Origin of the sequence: Nostoc sp. DedQUE05 (assembly GCF_034530955.1) — a bacterium.
Classification (GTDB): domain Bacteria; phylum Cyanobacteriota; class Cyanobacteriia; order Cyanobacteriales; family Nostocaceae; genus Nostoc.
The window spans coordinates 1-19922 of the sequence record NZ_JAVRCB010000001.1 but is presented as its reverse complement, the minus strand read 5'-3'; the positions used below and the strand labels follow the sequence as shown (position 1 = coordinate 19922).

15 protein-coding genes and 1 tRNA gene are annotated in these 19922 nt (G+C 41.9%); 12 read left to right on the top strand and 4 right to left on the bottom strand.

What is annotated here, in order from left to right; translation table 11 throughout:
• The first annotated feature begins 26 nt into the window (after positions 1 to 26).
• The 4 genes from gyrA to RMZ42_RS00065 all read left to right on the top strand — a co-directional run bounded on the left by gyrA (position 27) and on the right by RMZ42_RS00065 (position 3453).
• Entirely contained in the window at positions 27 to 2513 is a 2487-nt protein-coding gene (gene gyrA, locus RMZ42_RS00075) for a DNA gyrase subunit A (protein WP_322669479.1), read from the top strand.
• A gap of 9 nt (positions 2514 to 2522) precedes the next feature.
• On the top strand, positions 2523 to 2849 hold the full coding sequence (locus RMZ42_RS00070; protein WP_322669478.1) for a hypothetical protein: 327 nt from the start codon (positions 2523 to 2525) through the stop codon (positions 2847 to 2849).
• Positions 2813 to 2980, top strand: a complete 168-nt coding sequence (locus RMZ42_RS34595; protein WP_416211778.1) for a GNAT family N-acetyltransferase — start codon at positions 2813 to 2815, stop codon at positions 2978 to 2980. The genes RMZ42_RS00070 and RMZ42_RS34595 overlap by 37 nt, the downstream gene beginning before the upstream one ends.
• Positions 2981 to 3267: 287 nt before the next feature.
• Complete coding sequence (locus RMZ42_RS00065) at positions 3268 to 3453, top strand: chlorophyll a/b-binding protein (protein ID WP_322669477.1); 186 nt, start codon at positions 3268 to 3270, stop codon at positions 3451 to 3453.
• A gap of 148 nt (positions 3454 to 3601) precedes the next feature.
• Here the strand turns inward: RMZ42_RS00065 and rpoD are convergent, their stop codons facing one another.
• On the bottom strand, positions 3602 to 4771 hold the full coding sequence (gene rpoD, locus RMZ42_RS00060; RefSeq protein ID WP_322669476.1) for an RNA polymerase sigma factor RpoD: 1170 nt from the start codon (positions 4769 to 4771) through the stop codon (positions 3602 to 3604).
• Positions 4772 to 5660: 889 nt separating this feature from the next.
• Here rpoD and RMZ42_RS00055 point away from each other — a divergent pair.
• Entirely contained in the window at positions 5661 to 5843 is a 183-nt protein-coding gene (locus RMZ42_RS00055; protein WP_322669475.1) for a hypothetical protein, read from the top strand.
• 449 nt (positions 5844 to 6292) lie between these two features.
• Here RMZ42_RS00055 and RMZ42_RS00050 read toward each other — a convergent pair whose 3' ends face one another.
• A complete protein-coding gene (locus RMZ42_RS00050; RefSeq protein ID WP_322669474.1) occupies positions 6293 to 6919 on the bottom strand; it encodes a fasciclin domain-containing protein in 627 nt (208 codons plus the stop codon).
• A gap of 358 nt (positions 6920 to 7277) precedes the next feature.
• Entirely contained in the window at positions 7278 to 9215 is a 1938-nt protein-coding gene (gene gyrB, locus RMZ42_RS00045; RefSeq protein ID WP_322669473.1) for a DNA topoisomerase (ATP-hydrolyzing) subunit B, read from the bottom strand.
• A 414-nt stretch (positions 9216 to 9629) separates the two neighbouring features.
• Between gyrB and miaA the strand changes: the two genes are divergently transcribed.
• The gene (miaA, locus tag RMZ42_RS00040; protein WP_322669472.1) at positions 9630 to 10535 is read left to right on the top strand and encodes a tRNA (adenosine(37)-N6)-dimethylallyltransferase MiaA; all 906 of its coding nucleotides are present in this window, start codon (positions 9630 to 9632) and stop codon (positions 10533 to 10535) included.
• A gap of 60 nt (positions 10536 to 10595) precedes the next feature.
• Here miaA and RMZ42_RS00035 read toward each other — a convergent pair whose 3' ends face one another.
• Entirely contained in the window at positions 10596 to 11282 is a 687-nt protein-coding gene (locus tag RMZ42_RS00035; protein WP_322669471.1) for a Uma2 family endonuclease, read from the bottom strand.
• A 132-nt stretch (positions 11283 to 11414) separates the two neighbouring features.
• On the opposite strand from RMZ42_RS00035, the gene RMZ42_RS00030 reads away from it, so the two are divergent.
• The 6 genes from RMZ42_RS00030 to RMZ42_RS00005 all read left to right on the top strand — a co-directional run bounded on the left by RMZ42_RS00030 (position 11415) and on the right by RMZ42_RS00005 (position 19911).
• Positions 11415 to 13178, top strand: coding sequence for a WG repeat-containing protein (locus tag RMZ42_RS00030; RefSeq protein WP_322669470.1), 1764 nt, complete (start codon positions 11415 to 11417; stop codon positions 13176 to 13178).
• 379 nt (positions 13179 to 13557) lie between these two features.
• On the top strand, positions 13558 to 15030 hold the full coding sequence (gene glcD / locus RMZ42_RS00025) for a glycolate oxidase subunit GlcD (protein ID WP_322669469.1): 1473 nt from the start codon (positions 13558 to 13560) through the stop codon (positions 15028 to 15030).
• 349 nt (positions 15031 to 15379) lie between these two features.
• Positions 15380 to 16618: a glycoside hydrolase family 10 protein gene (locus RMZ42_RS00020; protein WP_322669468.1), complete on the top strand. Its 1239-nt coding sequence runs from the start codon at positions 15380 to 15382 to the stop codon at positions 16616 to 16618.
• Complete coding sequence (locus tag RMZ42_RS00015) at positions 16618 to 17181, top strand: hypothetical protein (RefSeq protein ID WP_322669467.1); 564 nt, start codon at positions 16618 to 16620, stop codon at positions 17179 to 17181. Before RMZ42_RS00020 ends, RMZ42_RS00015 begins: the two co-directional genes overlap by 1 nt.
• 346 nt (positions 17182 to 17527) lie before the next feature.
• Positions 17528 to 19777: a GAF domain-containing protein gene (locus RMZ42_RS00010; RefSeq protein ID WP_322669466.1), complete on the top strand. Its 2250-nt coding sequence runs from the start codon at positions 17528 to 17530 to the stop codon at positions 19775 to 19777.
• A gap of 62 nt (positions 19778 to 19839) precedes the next feature.
• Positions 19840 to 19911: transfer RNA gene (locus tag RMZ42_RS00005), tRNA-Lys, on the top strand.
• Positions 19912 to 19922 lie beyond the last annotated feature (11 nt).

The following is a 19922-nucleotide window of genomic DNA, read 5'->3' as shown; positions in this document are numbered from 1 at the left end:
GTAGTTAAATTTCAGGGAAAAAACTCATGGCAAAACAGTTAAACCTTCTCTCAACGGGACAGGTAATTCCAACAGCCCTGCACACCGAGATGCAACGGTCTTATCTAGAATATGCCATGAGCGTGATTGTCGGGCGAGCGCTACCAGACGTGCGTGATGGCTTAAAACCAGTGCATCGGCGCATTTTGTATGCAATGCACGAACTCGGTTTAGTACCAGATAGACCCTATCGAAAATGTGCCCGTGTAGTGGGTGATGTGTTGGGTAAATACCATCCCCACGGCGACCAATCAGTTTACGATGCTTTAGTCAGGCTGGTGCAGGATTTTTCTAGCCGCTATCCCTTGCTGGCAGGACACGGTAACTTTGGCAGCGTCGATAATGACCCGCCAGCGGCGATGCGCTACACAGAAACGCGTCTCGCACCGATCAGCCATGAGGGAATGCTGACAGAAATTGGTGAAGAAACTGTGGAATTTGTCGGTAACTTCGATAATTCCCAGCAAGAACCAACGGTGTTACCTGCTCAGTTGCCGTTTCTGTTACTCAATGGCTGTTCTGGTATTGCCGTGGGAATGGCGACAAATGTACCACCCCACAATTTGGGGGAAGTTGTCGATGGGTTAATTGCTTTAATCGACAACCCAGATTTGCCAGATGAAAAATTATTTGAGCTAATTCCAGGGCCAGATTTTCCCACTGGTGGGGAAATAGTTGGTGAAGCGGGAATTCGGGAAGCGTACACCACTGGTAAAGGTGGAATTCTGCTGCGGGGAGTCGCAACTCTAGAGGAAATTCCAGCAGCTAGGGGAAACAAGCGCCGGACGGCAATTATCATTACAGAATTGCCTTATCAAGTGAATAAGGCTGCCTGGATTGAGAAGGTAGCGGACTTAGTAAATCAAGGACGCTTGCAAGGAATTTCCGATCTTCGGGATGAGAGCGATCGCGAAGGTATGCGGGTGGTAATTGAACTCAAACGCGATACCAATCCCCAAGAAGTTCTCCAGAATTTATATCACCAAACTGCTTTACAAATGACTTTTGGGGCGATTCTGCTGGCAATAGTGGATGGACAACCCCGCCAGTTAAGTTTGCGTCAACTGTTGCAGGAGTTTTTGAGATTCCGAGAAGAAACGCTGAACCGTCGCTACAATTACGAGTTGGGTAAGGCCCAAAGTCGCGTGCATTTGGTAGAAGGTTTGCTGAAAGCGCTGTCTAATTTGGATGAGGTAATTCAAATTTTGCGCCAAGCTCCCGATGGGAGTACGGCAAAAATTAACCTTTGTAGCCGACTGGATTTGAGTGAGGTACAAGGAGATGCAATTCTAGCTATGCCGTTGCGTCGCCTCACTAGTTTAGAACAGCAAAATTTGCAGCAGGAATTTGAGCAGATCAGCGAACAAATTAGTTTATTGGAGCAATTACTCAACGATCGCCGCGAATTATTAAAGGCACTGAAAAAAGATTTGCGATCGCTCAAGCGCAAGTACAGCGATCCCCGACGCACGAAAATTGCAGAGGAGCAAAAGTCTAGGGCAGAGGAGCAGAGGGGCAGAGGCGCAGAGAAGGAGGAACTTAAATCTTCTGAACCAGTAGAGGAAGCTATTTTAGAATTTACTCAACGAGGTTATGTTCGCCGCACCCAGCCATCTGGGAGAAAGTCAAAAGCTGAAAATGGTCTACACGATCATGACTTCATTATCCAAACTGTGTTGACCGACACAGGGAAAGACTTGCTAATACTAACTGGTGGTGGCAAAGTGTATCCGGTGAATGTGGGAGAAATTCCCCCAACGACTGGGCGTTCTCCACGGGGAAAACCTTTGATCGCTATGCTCAGTAGTACTGCTCAAGGCACTCAAGAAGCTGTGGTCAGCCGCTTTTTACTGCCGGAAAACCTCGAAAATAGGCAGATGATTCTCCTAACAAAACAGGGAAGAATTAAGCGTCTGTCTTTGGGAGAATTGACTAACCTGACTCGGCGCGGAATCACAATTTTGAAGCTCAAAGATGATGATGAATTGTCATTCACCCAGTTCATCGCTCCAGGGGAGCATCTGATTTTAGCTAGTTCCGGTGGGCGAATGTTGCGCTTTGCAGTCAATGATGAACAATTGCCGGTCATGGGACGCACAGCAATGGGTTTACAAGCATTTCGACTATTGAGAAATCAGCAAATGGTTGGCTGTGTCACTGTCGGTAAAGATGACCAACTGTTGCTAGTTACTCAAGAAGGATATGCCAAGCGGATGGCTGCGAGTCAGTTAAGAGCGGCTAATCGCGGTGATTTAGGCACGCAAGCGCTGAAATTTGCTAGCAAAACTGACAACTTAGCTGGTATGGTGATGGCGATCGCATCTGGCGAGATAGCTTTAGTAACGAATAAGGAGCGGGTCGTACGGATACCTGTGGAAACAGTGCCGCTCTTAGGTAGAGATGTCAAAGGTGAAAGCATCCTCCAACTCAACCGCGATGAAAAAATCATCACCGTGGCGGAAGTGCGATCGTAAATTAAGGTGATGTTCAACTTGCGACAAGCCAACTTGCAGGATTTAGAGGCGCTAATCCAAATGCGTCTCGAACTCCTGCGGGAAGCTGGCGAAATTAAAGGTAATTCTGACACCACAAACCTAGCAAAAGCAACTCGAAGATATCTTGGCGAAAAAATGCCGACGGGTGAGTTTTTAGCTTGGGTAGCTGAAGTGGATAGTCAAATTGTTGCCACTAACGGCTTGGTATTTTTTCAACGACCCCCTTACAATCGCAATCTCTCAGGCTTAGAAGGCTACAGAACGTTTATACGATTCCGATGTGGCGAGGACACGGAATTGCAACAGCATTATTAAAGGAAATTATCAGCTTTGTGAGAGCAACTGAGGCAAAACGCCTCTGGCTTCACACCACTGAGGATAGTAAACATATCTACGAGAAGCTTGGTTTGGTCTCGACTGCAAAAGAAATGGAAATTGTCTGGTAGTAACTTAAATTCTCAATAATTTTTTTATTTTAAAAGGCAAAATATATTGAAAATCAAGCAATTTAACTAAATTAATGAGATTTTTATCAAGCTAAAAGTCTGAATAACATTTCTCTATCTCAGAAACTCTTACTGAAGGCTGATGTTTTAGTCTGTATAAATAGCTATTTCTATTTATGTCAAGCTATGGAAACAAAAATATAAAAAATGTTGCCTTTATGAAAATATTTGTTATATTAGTTTACATAAGGCAATAAACATTAAAAATTGAATTTGGAGTTCTAACCATGACAAATGCAACCACAACAAAAGTCACTACTCCCATAATTGAAGATCGCAACGCTTGGCGTTGGGGCTTTACCCCACAAGCAGAAATTTGGAACGGTCGCTTGGCAATGATTGGCTTTTTAGCAGCCGTTTTGGTTGAGCTTTTTTCTGGTCAAGGATTTCTACATTTTTGGGGCATCCTATAATAAGTTTTAATATTTAAGATGACCTATAAATAAAAAAACCTGGAGTGCTAATTCACTACCAGGTTTTATTTTTTTGTCATTTGTCATTTGTCAGTTGTCATTTGTCATTTGCTTATTCACTAATGACTAATGACTAATGACTAATTGACTACCGAATATATTCCTTGAGAACGCTGTTACGATTTGGATGGCGTAACTTGCGGAGTGCCTTCGCCTCAATTTGACGAATCCGTTCGCGGGTGACGTTGAAAATCTGTCCGATTTCCTCAAGGGTCTTCATCCGACCATCATCCAAACCGTAACGCAATCTGAGAACATCCCGTTCGCGTGGGCTGAGACTGTCGAGAACTTTTTCAAGGTCTTCGCGCAGAAGATTTTTGGAAACTTGGTCTTCTGGTGTCTCACCATCGGATTCAATAAAATCGCCCAACCGAGAATCTTCTTCTTTACCAATTGGCGTTTCTAATGAAATTGGTAACTGGGCAGATTTTGCAATAAACCGCAACTTCTCAATGGTCATTTCCATGCGAGTAGCGATTTCTTCCTCGGTGGGTTTGCGACCCATTTCTTGAGATAGTAACTTGGTAGTTTTCTTAATCCGAGAAATGGTTTCGTAAAGGTGAACTGGAAGCCGAATTGTGCGAGATTGATCTGCGATCGCGCGGGTAATTGCTTGACGAATCCACCATGTAGCGTATGTAGAAAACTTATAACCTTTTTCGTGGTCAAACTTTTCAGCGGCACGAATCAAACCGAGACTGCCTTCCTGAATTAAGTCCTGGAACGACAAACCACGATTCATGTATTTCTTAGCAATTGAAACTACAAGACGGAGGTTAGATTGCACCATCTTGTCTTTGGCCCGACGACCAACATGGAGGCGATAACGAAAGGCTGGTAGTGGCAGTTGTACTGCTTCTGCCCATTCACTATCTCGAGGATCGCGATCTAATTGCTCCGAGAGTCTTTCGCGTACTCTCTCTAATTCCAGCAAATCGGCTATTTTCCGCGCCAATTCAATTTCTTCGTCTGCCCGCAACAGACGAATTCTACCAATTTCTTGCAAGTAAAGCCGAATTGAATCTTCTGTATAGTGCTTTTTCTTGCTTTGTGTCCGACGACGCGATTTAGCGGCTTTTCCAGACTTTGCGTCGTCCTCATCAGACTGAGGCTCTAAAAATTCCTCGTCACCTTCATCTACGATCAGCAAGTCCTCTTCATCGTCTATTAAGAGTTCTTCTAACTCGAGCTCAGGCTGATTCATTATTTCTAGGTCAGGCTGATATATGCTTTCGAGTACGTTGTTAGCCTGGTTCATGCCGCGTTCCTCATGCTCCTTGCAGAATCAATTACTCAAGATGTGTTTACTGCTCTTTTAAACGAGCCAATTGCCAACCGAAAATAAGCTTTTTGGCAGATTTGCCAGAGATATTTTCGGAAATTTTAGACCTCCGGTAGGAGGGTTTTTACTTTAGTTTAAGCAACTACTAAAGGTGACTTGCTCACTTTAGTAAATGTTATATGTGTTGCTATCACATATTGCTTTCAACTAACTGGTCAAAAGAAAGACTCGCCTTTATCAAAAAATTTACCACTCTATACAAATGAGTTCATACTGTTGGCAGATTTTTGTATAAAGACTCTTCCGATTGTAGCCTGTTTCACAGAAATTGCACTCTTTTTGTGTATTAATCATGAATTCATTAAGCAACTTTTAGCTACTTTCACCAAAAAGACATTGAAAACGGGATTTATACCCGGAAATTTTTTCTCTACTTTTCGGAATTGCAGTGACGCTCTTATTACATTACGAAGTAAGTACGCTTGCTTATGCCGAATTTCATGTATTTTACACAACATTAATTACTGAGAAAGAGTGAATTATATGTTAACTCAGACTATTCCTCTTAACCTAACCATTTTTACATTTCCTTCATAAATTAAGCATCCCTTAGACTAAAACGGGTATTGTCCTTGGGTAAATACAACAACGGTGGTGTTTGCCTGAAAGCAGTTAACCTTTTGCGTACTAACTACCTTAACTGAGGAGTTGAGGCGGTGGCAGAATCGATGCGATCGCAGATCGATTTAGGTTTACTAATTTGGTCTTATTCACACGTTAGCGCACTGTGGTGATTTCAGCCCTATGAAACTTGACAAACTTTTTTTATTGTATACAAGGATATTTTAATCAATTCAAAAACAATTTGTCCTGCGAACTTGCCAATCTTGTCTTACTCTTAGGCAAAAGTACATTAGATACATACAAGACGATCGCGATCGCCACAGCACTACATGAAGATATTAACAAGTTTTCAGCCTTCTGGTGTGTACTTTCAACAGCTATTACCTCGAACACAGAGAACCCAGCAGATTACCTGATGATTTAGTTACAAGGACTTTTTACGTAAATTAATTGTAAATTTCAATACTTTTATTTCGGTAATTTTTTGTCATCTGATAATGAGAAATCCTCAAAATACTTATTAATTGCTGTTGGATAGATGATATTTAGTTATTTCCTTAAAGCATAACAAATGTGTTTCTAGCTAGTGGTTCAAATTAATCAGCGAGTCAGAGCAAAGAGTATTATTTGGACTAACTTTCCAATAAAGTTGGTAGTTTTGCTAACAATTGAGCATTGATTGTTTTGACAATATTGACAATTGGTAAATTATATGAATTTGCAAGCGAAAAAATGAAATTTATGTAGTTTTTGTAGTAAAGCCTATTACTTGTATGACAAGTCAACTTAATTTTTTTTATTGATTATTAGAGATTAATTCAAAATCACAATGGCTTTCAAAGTTGAAAACTGGAGACTATGAACTTTGCAGAATTAGCGTGGTGTTGGGGTGGTGTTTAGACTTGCAGGAAAATTAGGTGGCACAAGTACCCGATCGACTACATGAACGATGCCGTTGCTAGCTGGGATGTCTGGCTGAGTCACCTTAGCGTTGTTGACTGTGATTGAGTTGCTGGCACGATCGACTGCGATTTTAACCGGACTACCCTCAACTGTTTTAACTTCTCCAGATGTCAATTGCTGCGAGGTAATTCCTCCAGGTATGAGGTGGTAGGACAGAAGCTTGACTAATTGTTGTTTGTTTGCTGGTTGTAAGAGTTGGTCTAGAGTAGCTTTTGGTAAAGCAGAGAAAGCAGCGTCAGTAGGTGCAAATACTGTATAAGGGCCTGGTGTCGCCAATTGTTCAGTTAATCCGGCAGCTTGCACTGCTTGGATAAGAGTTTTAAACTGTCCTTGACTAGCTGCTGACTTTGCCAATTCTGCTAAATTTTGGGTGGCAATAGTAGGAGTAGGAGTTGGCGTGACGGGCAAGACAGTTGTTGAAGGGACAGTTGCTGTAGGAGTTTCTACAACAGGTTGAGCGCAGGCAGACAGAGCAACTAAGCTACCGATGCCAATAATATTGAACAATGTTCCTACTATGCTTTTGCTCACTTTCATAGCTTTGTGTAGAATCCAGTTAATAAGGAATTATTAACAATAGTTAATGAATTTGTGAATATAGTCACTCATCTAACGACATAATTTGTAGTGGGAAAAATATTAATCCGAATTTTTTCTAAAATACATAATTTGTCATCAACCAAAAGAGGTAGTTTTTATAAAATTTTGGATATCAAGTCTTTACTAAAATACGTGAGTTCGACGAGTGCTATTTTGATCTCTCCCCCAGTCCCTCTCCTACGTCCCTTGCGCTGTGTTGCAGTAATGTCAAGCAATACTTGAAAGCTAAAGATCCCCGATTTATTTGAGAAATCGGGGATCTTGTTTTTTACAAATGATTTCGGACTGCTGGTACTTAGATATCTAGATCGGTGAAGTTGAGTTTAGAGCCATAGGTTTCGATGAATTCTCGTCTGGGTGCGACTCGATCGCCCATTAAAATTGTGAAGATGCGATCGGCTTCGGCGGCATCCTCAATTTCGACTTGCTTCATTTTACGAGTTTCTGGGTTCATGGTGGTGTCCCAGAGTTGTTGTGGCATCATTTCACCCAAACCTTTGAAGCGTTGGATGGTATAGTTGGCGTTAGCCGGAAATTTGGCGATCGCTTGATTTTTTTCGCGATCGCTATAGCAGTACTCATGATTACGTCCACGTTCTACTTTATACAGTGGGGGACAAGCAATATAAATAAAGCCTTGTTCGATGAGCGATCGCTGATATCGATAGAAGAATGTTAACAACAAAGTCCGAATGTGCGCTCCATCTACGTCAGCATCAGTCATGATGACTATCCGGTGATAGCGCAGTTGGGTGGAATCGAATTCATCACCTTTGACACCTAAACCGAGGGCTGTAATTAACGCTTGAACTTCGTTATTTTTATAAATTTTAGCGTCGTCGGTTTTTTCAATGTTGAGAATTTTACCACGTAGAGGCAAGATAGCTTGAGTACGGCGATCGCGTCCTTGTTTGGCACTCCCGCCGGCTGAGTCCCCTTCTACGATGAATATCTCGGATTCGCCAGGGTCACGAGAACTACAATCTGCCAATTTACCGGGTAATGGTGAAGATTCCAGTACAGATTTGCGTCTGACTAATTCCCGTGCATGACGCGCTGCTTCTGCGGCTTTGAAGGCTTGGATAGCTTTATCTAAAATTGAATCAGCAACGCTGGGATGAAATTCTAGATACTCGGTAAGGACTTCTCCTACCAAAGAATCGACAATTCCCCGCACTTCAGTATTACCGAGTTTGGTTTTAGTTTGTCCTTCAAATTCGGGATCGGGGACTTTAACCGAAATTACCGCAGTCAAACCTTCACGGACGTGTTCGCCACTGAGGTTAGGTTCATTCTCTTTAATTTTATTTCGTTTGCGGGCGATCGCATTTAATGTCCGAGTCAGAACTGCTTTTAACCCTTCTAAGTGTGTACCACCATCCACCGTGCGAATATTGTTAGCAAAACCCAGTACATTATCCGTGTAAGCATCAGTACACCACTGCAAAGAAACTTCCACTTGTACATTGTTCCGTTCCCCCTGCACATAGATAATTTCTTCATGCAGTGGTTGCTTCTCACGGTTCATGTACGCAATGTACTCTTTGATCCCACCCTTGTACTCGTAGGTTTCTACCTTGGCTGTATCGCTTTTTAGTAGTTCTAAACGGTGGTCAGTAAAAGTAATTTTGACACCTGCATTCAGATACGCCAATTCCCGTAGGCGACCTGATAAAGTGATGTAATCAAACTCAATGCTAGTAGTAAATATTTGGACATCCGGCTTAAAAGTAACAGAAGTTCCTGTTCTAGCTTCTTTGTAAGGCTTGACTTGCAGTTCACTAACTGGGACACCACGTTCATAGCGCTGAAGATGAACCTTTTTATCTCGCCAAACTGTAACTTCTACAACTTCAGATAAGGCATTAACAACAGAAATACCAACCCCGTGCAATCCTCCCGAAACTTTGTAACCACCACCGCCAAACTTACCACCAGCGTGCAGTACCGTCATTACGGTTTCCAAAGCCGATTTCCCGGTACGCGAGTGAGTATCTACGGGAATACCGCGACCATCATCTGTTACAGTCACCGAACCATCAGCGTTGATATCCACTTCTATATGAGTGCAATGACCCGCCAAAGCCTCATCGATTGAATTGTCCACCACCTCGTAAACTAAATGGTGGAGTCCTCGCGGCCCAGTGGTACCGATGTACATTCCTGGTCTTTTGCGGACGGCTTCCAGACCTTCCAGAACTTGAATCTGATCGGCACTGTAACTGCTCGTCATGTAAACTCTCCTGATGCGTGGGTTTAAAATCGCCGAAAGGCAAATAAAAGTAAAAACACTCCAAAATTGTAACACAAAAGCCTTGCTGGCGTCTGTAGGGCATTTTCAAGAGAAGTTTATACTGGGGTTGCAGTACCGTGGAAGAGGGCAAGGGAGGCAGAGGGGCAGGGGAGCAGAGGGGCTGGGGGAGCAGAGGAGCAGGGGAGCAGGGGAGCAGAGGGGCTGGGGGAGCAGGGTAAGCAGGGGAAGCAAGGGCACAAGGTGACAAGGTGACAAAAGTTTAGAACTTACAACAAGTCTTTCCCCTTGTCCCCAATTCTCCTTGTCTCCAAGTCCTCTTTCCAATGCCCAATGCCCAATGCCCAATGCCCAATGCCCCATAACAAATGACAAATGACAAATGACAAATGACTAATGACAAAATTAATTGTGATTTGTGGAGCAACGGCAACGGGTAAATCGGGTTTAGCTTTGGCTTTGGCGATGCGTTTGGGTTCTGTAATTCTGAGTGCTGATTCTCGTCAAGTTTACCGTGAGTTTGATATTGGGACAGCTAAACCAACTGTAGCTGAACAAAGATTGGTGCCACACTATTTAATAGATATCTGCAATCCAGCAGATATGATGACAGTATCAGATTATCAGCAGCAAGCACAAGCTTTAATTGCTTCTGTTGGTGTTACACCACTGTTCCTAGTTGGTGGCACTGGTTTATATATACGTTCGATTGCCCAAGGGATGAAAATTCCGAGAGTTGCACCACAAATGGAATTGCGATCGCAGCTTGAATCTCTGGGTCAAAAACAACTCTACGCAATGTTACAACAAGTTGACCCAGTTGCAGCACAAAAAATTCATGGCAATGATTTAGTGCGAACTTTAAGAGCATTAGAAGTATATTATGTTACTGGATATCCGATTTCAGAACAGCAAGGGGAGAATCCGCCGAATTACCCGATTTTGCAAATTGGTTTAGATTGCGATGTTGAAAAGTTGCTTGCTCGTATTCAACAGCGTACTGAGCAAATGATAGCAAATGGTTTGGTTACTGAAGTAGAGTATCTTTGTCAAAAATATGGCGCTGATTTGTCTTTATTGAATACTTTGGGCTATCAAGAAATCAAGCAATATTTGGCTGGGGATATTTCTTTAGATGAAGCCAAAGAATTAACAGTTTTGCATACACGACAATTTGCCAAGCGACAACGCACTTGGTTTCGAGCATATCCGCAAATTGAATGGTTTGATTCAGACGATCCTAATTTATTAGAGAAGGTTTGGCATCGTATAAATAAGTTTATAATTTGCACAAGTTCGTGAGAAATTTTTGCTCATGTAAAGACGTAAAAAACTTAACTTTGCGTCTTTACAGCAAGTCTTCTAGAGAGTATCAGGATCTACACCCATAGCCCGTAATCTATCTGCTAGGATTTGGGCGCGTTGTTCGGCTAGGGAAGCGCGTTCATCTCCAGTCGATAAAACATTACCATCTTGGTAGCACCAGCGTAACCAAGTATCTTGTCTATCTTCAAATTTTCCTTCCCACAAAGTTACACCTAAACCAACTTGTTCTAACCAATTTTCGGAAGTTTCAAAGTAGCGCCTTCCTCTAAGCTCATAAACGCGCAAGACTTTTTCTCCTAATTGCTGATTCTGGTCATATACGATGTAGTAGCTAGCCCGCATTTGTTCATAAATTTTCAGTTTTTTGCCCAGTTCATCACCTTCTTTATTAGAGACAATTTCAATCACGACTTCTGGAGGTTTGCCAAAACGCCAAACCATATAACAGCGATTTTGTTTTTCCCACCAATTTTGAGGTACTTGCACATCTAAGCTGAGAAAAACGTCGGGTACAATTGCGGGTTGACCGTCTGTATGGTAGATACCAACATTCGCTGCTGCTAACAAACTTTGCTGCTGTAGAGAACTGTAAAGAGAACCAACTAAGAGGCGTTGTTGTTTTTCAGAAGCAAAATTGTCCACAGGTGTATCATCTTCAGTGACTAGCTGGTTGGCATCTGGCACATAGTAATCATCATCATTGATTAGAACTTGCTGAACCATGATTTTATCCAGTATTTGAGAGCGTTATTTCTAGGTTAGTTGATTGGGGATGAGAGAGTGCGTAGTCGTTTACCTACAATAACGGTTAGGTTGTGTCAAAATCTACAGATAAAGGTCTGTAACATTAGCATAATGATTGGATACATACTGCGACAGCGTTACAAAATTATCCAAAAATTAGGAGCGGGTGGATTTGGGGAAACCTATCTAGCTGAATACCCGCAGGATTTACCTGTTACTCCTAAGTATAAGTGCGTTATCAAGCGGTTGACCAAACCCCAAACTCCAGATATAGATACTGTAGAAAGGTTCAAAAAAGAAGCAGCAATTCTATTCACATTGGGTAAGGAACACCTCCAAATTCCCCAACTTTATGACTTTTTAGATGAATATAAAGAATTTTATCTAATCCAAGAATACATTGATGGGCATGATCTGAGTAATGAAATCACTTCAGGAAAACCGTGGAGTGAAGCTGATGTGATTCAACTTTTACAAGATATTTTAGAGGTGCTAGCTTTTGTCCACGAACAGAATGTGATTCATCGAGATATCAAGCCATTAAATTTGATGCGGCGGTATTCAGATAATAAACTTGTCCTGATTGACTTTGGGACAATTAAAGAAATCAGCACTTCAGGAATTAATAGTCAAGGAAAAATTAGCACCACGATGGCCATTGGTACTCGTGGTTATATGCCGAATGAGCAATGGGAAGGGCATCCTCAGCTATGTAGTGATATCTATGCTTTGGGAGTTACAGCAATCCAAGCTTTAACTGGATTACCCCCACAACAACTACCAAAATCTAAGACTCTGGAATTAATATGGCGCGACTGTGCTCAAGTTAGTGATGGGCTAGCAGACTTTTTGACAAAAATGGTGCGACGTGATTTCCACCAACGTTATAAAAATGCCAATGAGGCAATGCAAGCCTTAAACCACTCTGGTTTAAGGCTTGCACCATCTCCTGAATCATCACCAAAACCAATTAAGATTGGCGAAAAGTATGGCTATATTAATAAGACAGGAAAGGTAATCATTCAACCCCAATTTGATAAAGCTTGGCAATTTTATCAAGGGTTAGCATTAGTAAAGATTGGCAGCGAGTTTAGCTATGGTTATATCAACAAGATCGGGCAGCTAATTATCTTACCCCAATTTAAATTTGCTAGTAACTTTTATGAAGGACTGGCAGAAGTCTTGATAGCTGGTAAATGTGGCTATATAGACAAAAGTGGGCAACTAGTTATCTCACCCAAATTTGATGAAACTTTGGGATTCTCTGAAGGAATAGCAGTTGTCAAAATCAATGGCAAGTGGGGCTATATTGACAAAAGTGATAAATTAGTAATTCAACCCCAATTTGATGAAGCTGGAAGTTTTTCTGAAGGAATAGCAGCTGTCAAAATCAATGATAAATGGGGCTATACTGACAAAATCGGGCAATTAGTCATTCAACCTCAATTTGATGAGTCTTGGGATTTTTACGAAGGGTTGGCAATGGTCAAAATCAATGACAAGTGGGGCTATATCAATAGAGTTGGACAACTAGTTATTCCACCTCAGTTTGAAGATCATGCACTACTATCGCAAGGAATTTTTTCCGAAGGTCTTGCAGCAGTAAATATGGGCTATAAATTTGACTACAAGTTTGCCTATATTGACAAGAGTGGAGGAGTAGTCATTGAACCGATGTTTGATGTGGCTTTAAAATTTTCCGAAGGGCTAGCAGCAGTGAATATTGGGGACAAGTGGGGTTACATTGACAAGATTGGGCAGTTGGTCATCCAACCCCAGTTTGATAGTGCTAATGAATTTTCAGAAGGGCTGGCAGAAGTTAAGCTTGGTAAGCAAGACCACTACATTGACAAAATAGGAAAATTAATTTACTAATCCATGAAACTATCAGTGCTACTTAGGTATAAGCTGAAGATAAGTGATATCGCTATCTCAGCCTATAGAATCTGTGTTCTTACTCCATATTTAGGAAGCAGCTTGTCACCAGCAGTTTATGTGTAGAGCGCACATTAGGATGGAACAAAGCTAGGGATAGAATGAGTATTTAGACTTAGAAAAAATATCTTTGTTAAGAGACATCGCACCTTCTGTACTCAAATCATGCGATCGCACTTACTCTACATCAAAGGCATAGACGCAAAGCGGTTTGTCGTCACACATCGCTTTTACTCACTTTTGACTGCTATTCTTGCAACAATAGTAATTACAGCTATACTAACCAGCCTGCAACATCTACCTTGAACTTTAAAAAACTATGCTTACCCAAGATAAAAAACAACGCAACTGGAAACCCATTCTCAAAGCATTCGAGGCTGTCCTTGGCAAAAATGGTGTGGTGCAACGCCGCGAAGAACTCATTACCTATGAATGTGATGGTTTAACTGGCTATCGCCAACGTCCGGCTGTGGTGGTGTTACCCAAAACTACAGAACAAGTTGCCCAAGTTGTGAAGATATGCAATCAATATTCTATACCCTTCATCGCACGTGGCTCTGGTACTGGTCTATCTGGCGGCGCTTTACCATTAGAAGATTCTGTTTTAATTGTTACTTCCTTAATGCGGCAAATCCTCAGCATTGATTTAGAAAATCAACGGACTGTTGTACAACCAGGGGTGATTAATAGTTGGGTAACACAAGCTGTTAGTGGTGCTGGATTTTACTATGCTCCTGACCCTTCTAGTCAAATTATCTGCTCTATTGGGGGCAACATTGCCGAAAATTCTGGTGGCGTACATTGTCTTAAATACGGCGTTACTACTAACCACGTTTTAGGATTAAAAATTGTCACGCCAGAAGGGGAAATTATCGATATAGGTGGACAAATTCCAGAAATGCCTGGTTATGATTTAACAGGTGTTTTTGTTGGTTCCGAAGGTACTTTAGGAATTGCCACAGAAATTACGTTGCGAATTCTCAAAAGTGCAGAATCAATTTGTGTGCTGTTGGCAGATTTTACTAGTATTGAAGCTGCCGGGGCAACTGTTTCTGACATCATCAGCGCTGGCATTATTCCTGGTGGTATGGAAATGATGGACAACTTCAGCATCAATGCAGTTGAAGATGTTGTCGCAACTAATTGTTATCCCCGCGATGCTACTGCCATTTTGCTAATAGAAATTGACGGTTTAGAAGTGGAAGTTGTGGGGAATAAACAGCGAGTTACCGAAATTTGTAAAAAGAATGGGGCGCGGAATGTCACTTCTGCTACTGACCCAGAAACCCGATTGAAATTATGGAAAGGACGCAAAGCTGCTTTTGCTGCGGCTGGGCATTTAAGCCCAGATTATTATGTGCAAGATGGTGTAATTCCCCGGACTCAGTTACCTTATGTTTTACATGAAATTGAGGCGTTAAGTAAACAATACGGTTATCGTGTTGCTAATGTGTTTCATGCTGGCGATGGCAATCTTCATCCGCTAATTCTTTATGATAATTCTGTGTCTGGTGCATTAGAGCAAGTAGAAGAAATGGGTGGAAAAATTCTCAAACTTTGCGTCCAAGTCGGTGGTAGTATTTCTGGCGAACATGGCATCGGTGAAGAGAAAAAGTGCTATATGCCACAGATGTTTAGCCAAGTTGATTTAGAAACTATGCAATGGGTGCGGCAAGTTTTTAATCCTAAAGGGTTAGCAAATCCTGAAAAGATATTCCCCACACCACGGACTTGTGGTGAAGCAGCAAATACATCAGCACTCAATCGATTTGAAGGTGTAGAAAGATTTTAAGAAGAAAGAATTCAGGAATCAAAATTCAGGAGTCAGGAGTCAATACAGGATAAAACCAAAACACTTGTAGAGACGGCGATTTATCGCGTCTCAAAAACCCACGATTTTGTACAAGTAGCGCTTTGAATTGTATTGAGTTAGGAGTTAAGGAGTTTGGATTTAGAATTTATTAGGTTTTGGTATCGTCAAGTATATTCTTAACCAAAACTGGCTCCGTATTATTTCAAATATTCTGACTCCTGAGTTCTGACTTCTGAATTCTGAATCATCATTTCTTTACATCATCCGGAGGATTACAACTTTATTTTGTAGTTATATATATTCCGATCGCACTAGGTCACGCTTACAAATGAATCGGGTTGCTCGCCGTTGTGTTGCTTACTTGCTGTGTTTGGGATTAGTAGTCACTTTAACAGTTTTTTTACCCTCTTCACTGCCAGTTTATTCCCAAAAAACCAGTCCTTTAACTACAGAAATTCGCGGCGTTTGGCTAACTAATGTTGCTAGTGGTGTACTATTTGTCCCTTGGGGTATTAACCGTGCCATAAATCAGTTATCGACTCTCAACTTTAATACGATTTATCCTGTAGTTTGGAACCGAGGACATACTTTTTATAAAAGTACTGTAGCTAAAATAACTACAGGATCAGAAACTCAACCTTTGCTTAACTTTATGCACGGTGGACAGGATGTTTTAGCAAAAATAATCACACTTGCCAAAAATAAAGATTTGAGAGTCATTCCCTGGTTTGAATACGGGTTCATGACGCCGCATTACTCACAATTAGCAAGGCGTTATCCTGACTGGTTGACAATTGGGCAAGAAGGTATAAACTCTATTCAAGATGCTCCACCAGAAGAAATCGACAATCTTTTAATAACTAAACAGGCTTGGCTAAACCCCTTACATCCACAAGTACAAGAGTTTATCCAAGGGTTAATTTTAGAAGTAGTCAGGGATTATGATGTGGATGGTATTCAACTTGATGACCATTTTGGGATGCCTGTACAGTTCGGCTACGATCGCTTCACTATAGAACTCTACCAGCAAGAACATCAAGGCAAAAGTCCCCCTACCGACCCTTTTAACCCAGAATGGATGCGCTGGCGGGCCGATAAAATTACTGATTTCATGGCTGAAATCTATCAAGCTGTGAAAGCAGTTAAGCCCAAAATCAAAATATCTCTATCTCCTAACTATCAAGCTTTTGCTTATAAATACTATTTGCAAGATTGGGAAAATTGGGTAAAAAAAGGTTTAGTTAATGAGTTAATTTTGCAGGTGTATCGACATGACAAAAAGTCTTTTATCGCTCAACTAGAACTTCCATCGATAAAATTGGCTCAAAGTCTAATTCCTGTAGGTATTGGGATATCAACAGGAACGGTAGGTAATCCGGTAAAAATGGCACAAGTTAGAGAACAGGTTCAGGTAGTACGCGATCGCAATTTTGATGGTATCTCTTTTTTCTATTGGGAGAGTCTGTGGGGTTACATCGTACCGGAATCACCCCAACAGCGACGCAAAGGTTTTTTTGAGATGTTTAATGCAAAAACCGTCAGACTATTACAAACAAAGAAACTTTGATGCCATTCGCGCCTAATAATACTAGATTTGCCTTTACATTGCTGTGGACTTTAGCTACTTTTGGCGGATTTTTATTGAGTTTGCTGCTAATTGAAGTCGGCGAAAAGCCAGATGTTGGCGTAGTAGAGGCGGCTATCGGCTCAATTGCGATCGCACTTCCTCAAGGTTGTCTTCTCAAACAACCTATATTTTGTATCAGGTGGATTTTGTCAAGTCTTTTGGGTTGGAGTATTATTACTGCGATCGGTATTGGTGCGGTGGGTTGGATTGTACCTAGCACTCAAATTCTTCCTTTGAGAATCTTGTCAGGGGCGGTTTATGGTGCCCTTGGCGGCTTGGGGATTGGATTGGCACAATGGTTAGCAATTCCCCAGTCTGTAGCTTGGCGATGGATATTTGTCTCTGCGGCAAGTTGGGCGGTTGCTGTCCCTGTGGGTTCTGCTGTGGGAACAATCTGGCGCTACTTAAGCCAGTTATTTTTAGGTGAAGTCATCGGCTTAGGCATCACTTGGCTACTAGTTGGTATCCTCACAGGAATCAATGCTCACAAATTGCGATTGTAAGTTGCCACAGACGCGATTAATCGCCTTGTTATTAATAATTATAAACTTAATTGATATATACTTAGGTTTGTACTTAGATATATGCAATAATCTGGAAAAACCGTTAAAAAAAATTACAGTAAGTTTGCCCTCACCTGCAAATGTATTTTCACCTTCAAAAAGCAGGATTTTGTTAAGCTGACTCCTATTAGCTTTCCTAGATTTCTGATAAGAAGTAGAGAAAGATCAAAATTTCGATGAGCAACGGCTGACAATACTTTGCTATAGGCGCTAAAGTGCATCTACTGCAAGCTTAACGACAAGAGAGCGCCTAGAAGAGTCAGTAATACAAGAGTGGGACTCTCGCATGAATCTAAATCCAGTGGAATCAACTATGGAGTTGACAAAATTATCGCCACCTCAAATTCTTTTTGGCACAGAAGTAGATGAAAAAAGTAGTAGCGAACAGTTTCTACTAAGCATGTACAATTCTGTACAGGCATCAATATTTGTAGTTGATGTTTTGGAGGATGGAGATTTCCGATATGTGGCACTTAATCCCACTCATGAACGGTGGATAGGGATTCGCTCAGACGATCTTCGAGGCAAAAAACCAGAGGATATTCTCTCTGCTATTGATGCTGCAAAGGTGCGTCAACATTATGCTGACTGCGTGCGGTTCGGCACAACTATTTCTTACGAACAATGTTTGCAATTCCAGGGAGTTCCCACTTGGTGGAGTACAACTCTCACGCCACTAAAAGATGCTAACTCCAAGGTTTATCGATTGATTGGTACTAGTAGCAATATTACCCCTGTTAAGCAAGCAGAACAAGCAGTTGAACTCCAAGGTGAACGAGAACAACTACTAGAAGCGATCGCTGGACGGATTCACCAATCAGTAGAATTAGAGACAATTCTGCATCAGACTACAATTGAACTGCGGCAATTTTTGAATTGCGATCGCGTGTTGATTTATCGTTTAGAGGCTGATGGCAGTGGAGTAATCATTGCCGAATCAACTGTAGTTACAAGCGATCCCCTATTGGGCAAAAACATCACCGATCCCTGCTTCACTGGCAAACATCCAGAACATTACAGACAAGGTTGCATTCAAGTTGTCGAAGATATTTATGCAGCCGGCTTGCATCCTTGCCATATAGATTTCCTGACATCTTTGCAGATCAGAGCCAATCTTGTCATGCCGATTTTCCAAGAGCAAGATATGTGGGGGTTATTGATTGCCCAGCATTGCCACCAATCGCGTCAATGGCAGCAAACAGAAACTGACTTGGCTCTTCAGTTGGCAACTCAAATCGGCATTGCAGTCCAACAAGCAGAACTTCATCAGCAACTCCAGGATCTCAAAGCCAAGATGGAGTTACAAAAGCAGAAGCACATTAGTCAGTTGCAGCAGGTGCGAAACTTTGAAGCCTTGGTGCGACGTATGACAGAACAAATCCGCGACAGTCTGGATCAAACTCAGGTATTGCAGACACTTACCCAGGAATTAGCAAAATTACTAAACCTTGAGCGTTGCCAAATTGAACTCTACAGTACCTGTCAAACTCTAGTTACTATTGCTTACGAATACAGTATTAATTTGCCTCAATGTCAAGGATTAACTAAACAGATTGCAGATTATCTTGAAGTTTATCAGCCGCTGTTGCAAAAACAACCATTGCAATTTTTGGAAATTTTACCGGGATGGGAACCAAAGTTGCTAGTTATGTCCCAGATGGCTTGTCCAATTTTCGATCCTCAAGGGATTTTAGGAAATATTTGGCTGACAAGACGATCGCAAGAGGCTTTTGACGAATTTGAAATTGAGCTAATGCAACAGGTAGCAAATGAATGTGCGATCGCCATTCGTCAAGCCCAGCTTTACAAACAAAACCAGGCACAGGTAAAAGAACTAGAAAAATGCGATCGGCTCAAAAACCAATTTCTCAGAACCCTATCCCAAGAACTGCGGACACCAATAACTAGCATTAGCCTTGCAGTCCAAACTCTCGAAAGTGTCCTCACACCAGCAGAAATATCAGAAATAGAAATAGTCCCGCAACTCTTGCAGATTCTGCATAACGAGTGTGGGCGAGAAAGCAAGTTAATTAACGACTTACTCACACTTACATATCTAGAAGCCGAACCCGATCCCCCAACCTTGATTGCCATTGACTTTCAAAGCTGGCTTCACCCCATTATCGAGTCTTTTCGAGACCTCACCAACTGCCAGCGACAGCAGTTAAACCTGACTGTCGATCGGGCGCTGCCGCCTTTAGAGACAGATATCACTGATTTGGAGCGGATTGTCACCGAACTGCTCAACCATGCCTGCAAATACACCCCAGCCGGGGAATCAATTTCAGTCTCTGCTCAGTTGATCGGGGATGCAGTCGAGCTTAATATTACCAATTCGGGAATAGAGCTTACCAGCAATGAACTCTCACGGATTTTTGAACCTTTCTATCACCTTTCCAAACACGATCCTTGGAAACATAGCGGCACGGGGCTGGAATTAGCATTAGTGCAGAAAATGGTCAGACATTTAGGCGGCTCAATTCATGTAGAGAGTGCAGCAGGTCAAACCACCTTTACCGTCAAATTTCCCCTTTAATTCGTTTTTTGGGCATAGCACTGGCAAATCTGTTAGAAGTTTGCTATCATGGTTTTTCGTGCGGGTGACTAGCTCAACGGTAGAGCAGTAGACTCTTAATCTATTGGTTGCGGGTTCAAATCCCTCGTCACCCACTACTTCCAGC

Bases quoted from the DNA above. Each gene is read 5' to 3' on its own strand.
- RMZ42_RS00020 (WP_322669468.1), top strand. From the start codon at position 15,380: ATGAATCGGGTTGCTCGCCGTTGTGTTGCTTACTTGCTGTGTTTGGGA.
- RMZ42_RS00070 (WP_322669478.1), top strand. From the start codon at position 2,523: ATGTTCAACTTGCGACAAGCCAACTTGCAGGATTTAGAGGCGCTAATC.
- RMZ42_RS00010 (WP_322669466.1), top strand. From the start codon at position 17,528: ATGAATCTAAATCCAGTGGAATCAACTATGGAGTTGACAAAATTATCG.
- miaA (WP_322669472.1), top strand. From the start codon at position 9,630: ATGACAAAATTAATTGTGATTTGTGGAGCAACGGCAACGGGTAAATCG.
- RMZ42_RS00035 (WP_322669471.1), bottom strand. From the start codon at position 11,282: ATGGTTCAGCAAGTTCTAATCAATGATGATGATTACTATGTGCCAGAT.
- gyrA (WP_322669479.1), top strand. From the start codon at position 27: ATGGCAAAACAGTTAAACCTTCTCTCAACGGGACAGGTAATTCCAACA.
- RMZ42_RS00065 (WP_322669477.1), top strand. From the start codon at position 3,268: ATGACAAATGCAACCACAACAAAAGTCACTACTCCCATAATTGAAGAT.
- RMZ42_RS34595 (WP_416211778.1), top strand. From the start codon at position 2,813: ATGTGGCGAGGACACGGAATTGCAACAGCATTATTAAAGGAAATTATC.
- gyrB (WP_322669473.1), bottom strand. From the start codon at position 9,215: ATGACGAGCAGTTACAGTGCCGATCAGATTCAAGTTCTGGAAGGTCTG.
- RMZ42_RS00030 (WP_322669470.1), top strand. From the start codon at position 11,415: ATGATTGGATACATACTGCGACAGCGTTACAAAATTATCCAAAAATTA.
- rpoD (WP_322669476.1), bottom strand. From the start codon at position 4,771: ATGAACCAGGCTAACAACGTACTCGAAAGCATATATCAGCCTGACCTA.
- glcD (WP_322669469.1), top strand. From the start codon at position 13,558: ATGCTTACCCAAGATAAAAAACAACGCAACTGGAAACCCATTCTCAAA.
- RMZ42_RS00015 (WP_322669467.1), top strand. From the start codon at position 16,618: ATGCCATTCGCGCCTAATAATACTAGATTTGCCTTTACATTGCTGTGG.
- RMZ42_RS00050 (WP_322669474.1), bottom strand. From the start codon at position 6,919: ATGAAAGTGAGCAAAAGCATAGTAGGAACATTGTTCAATATTATTGGC.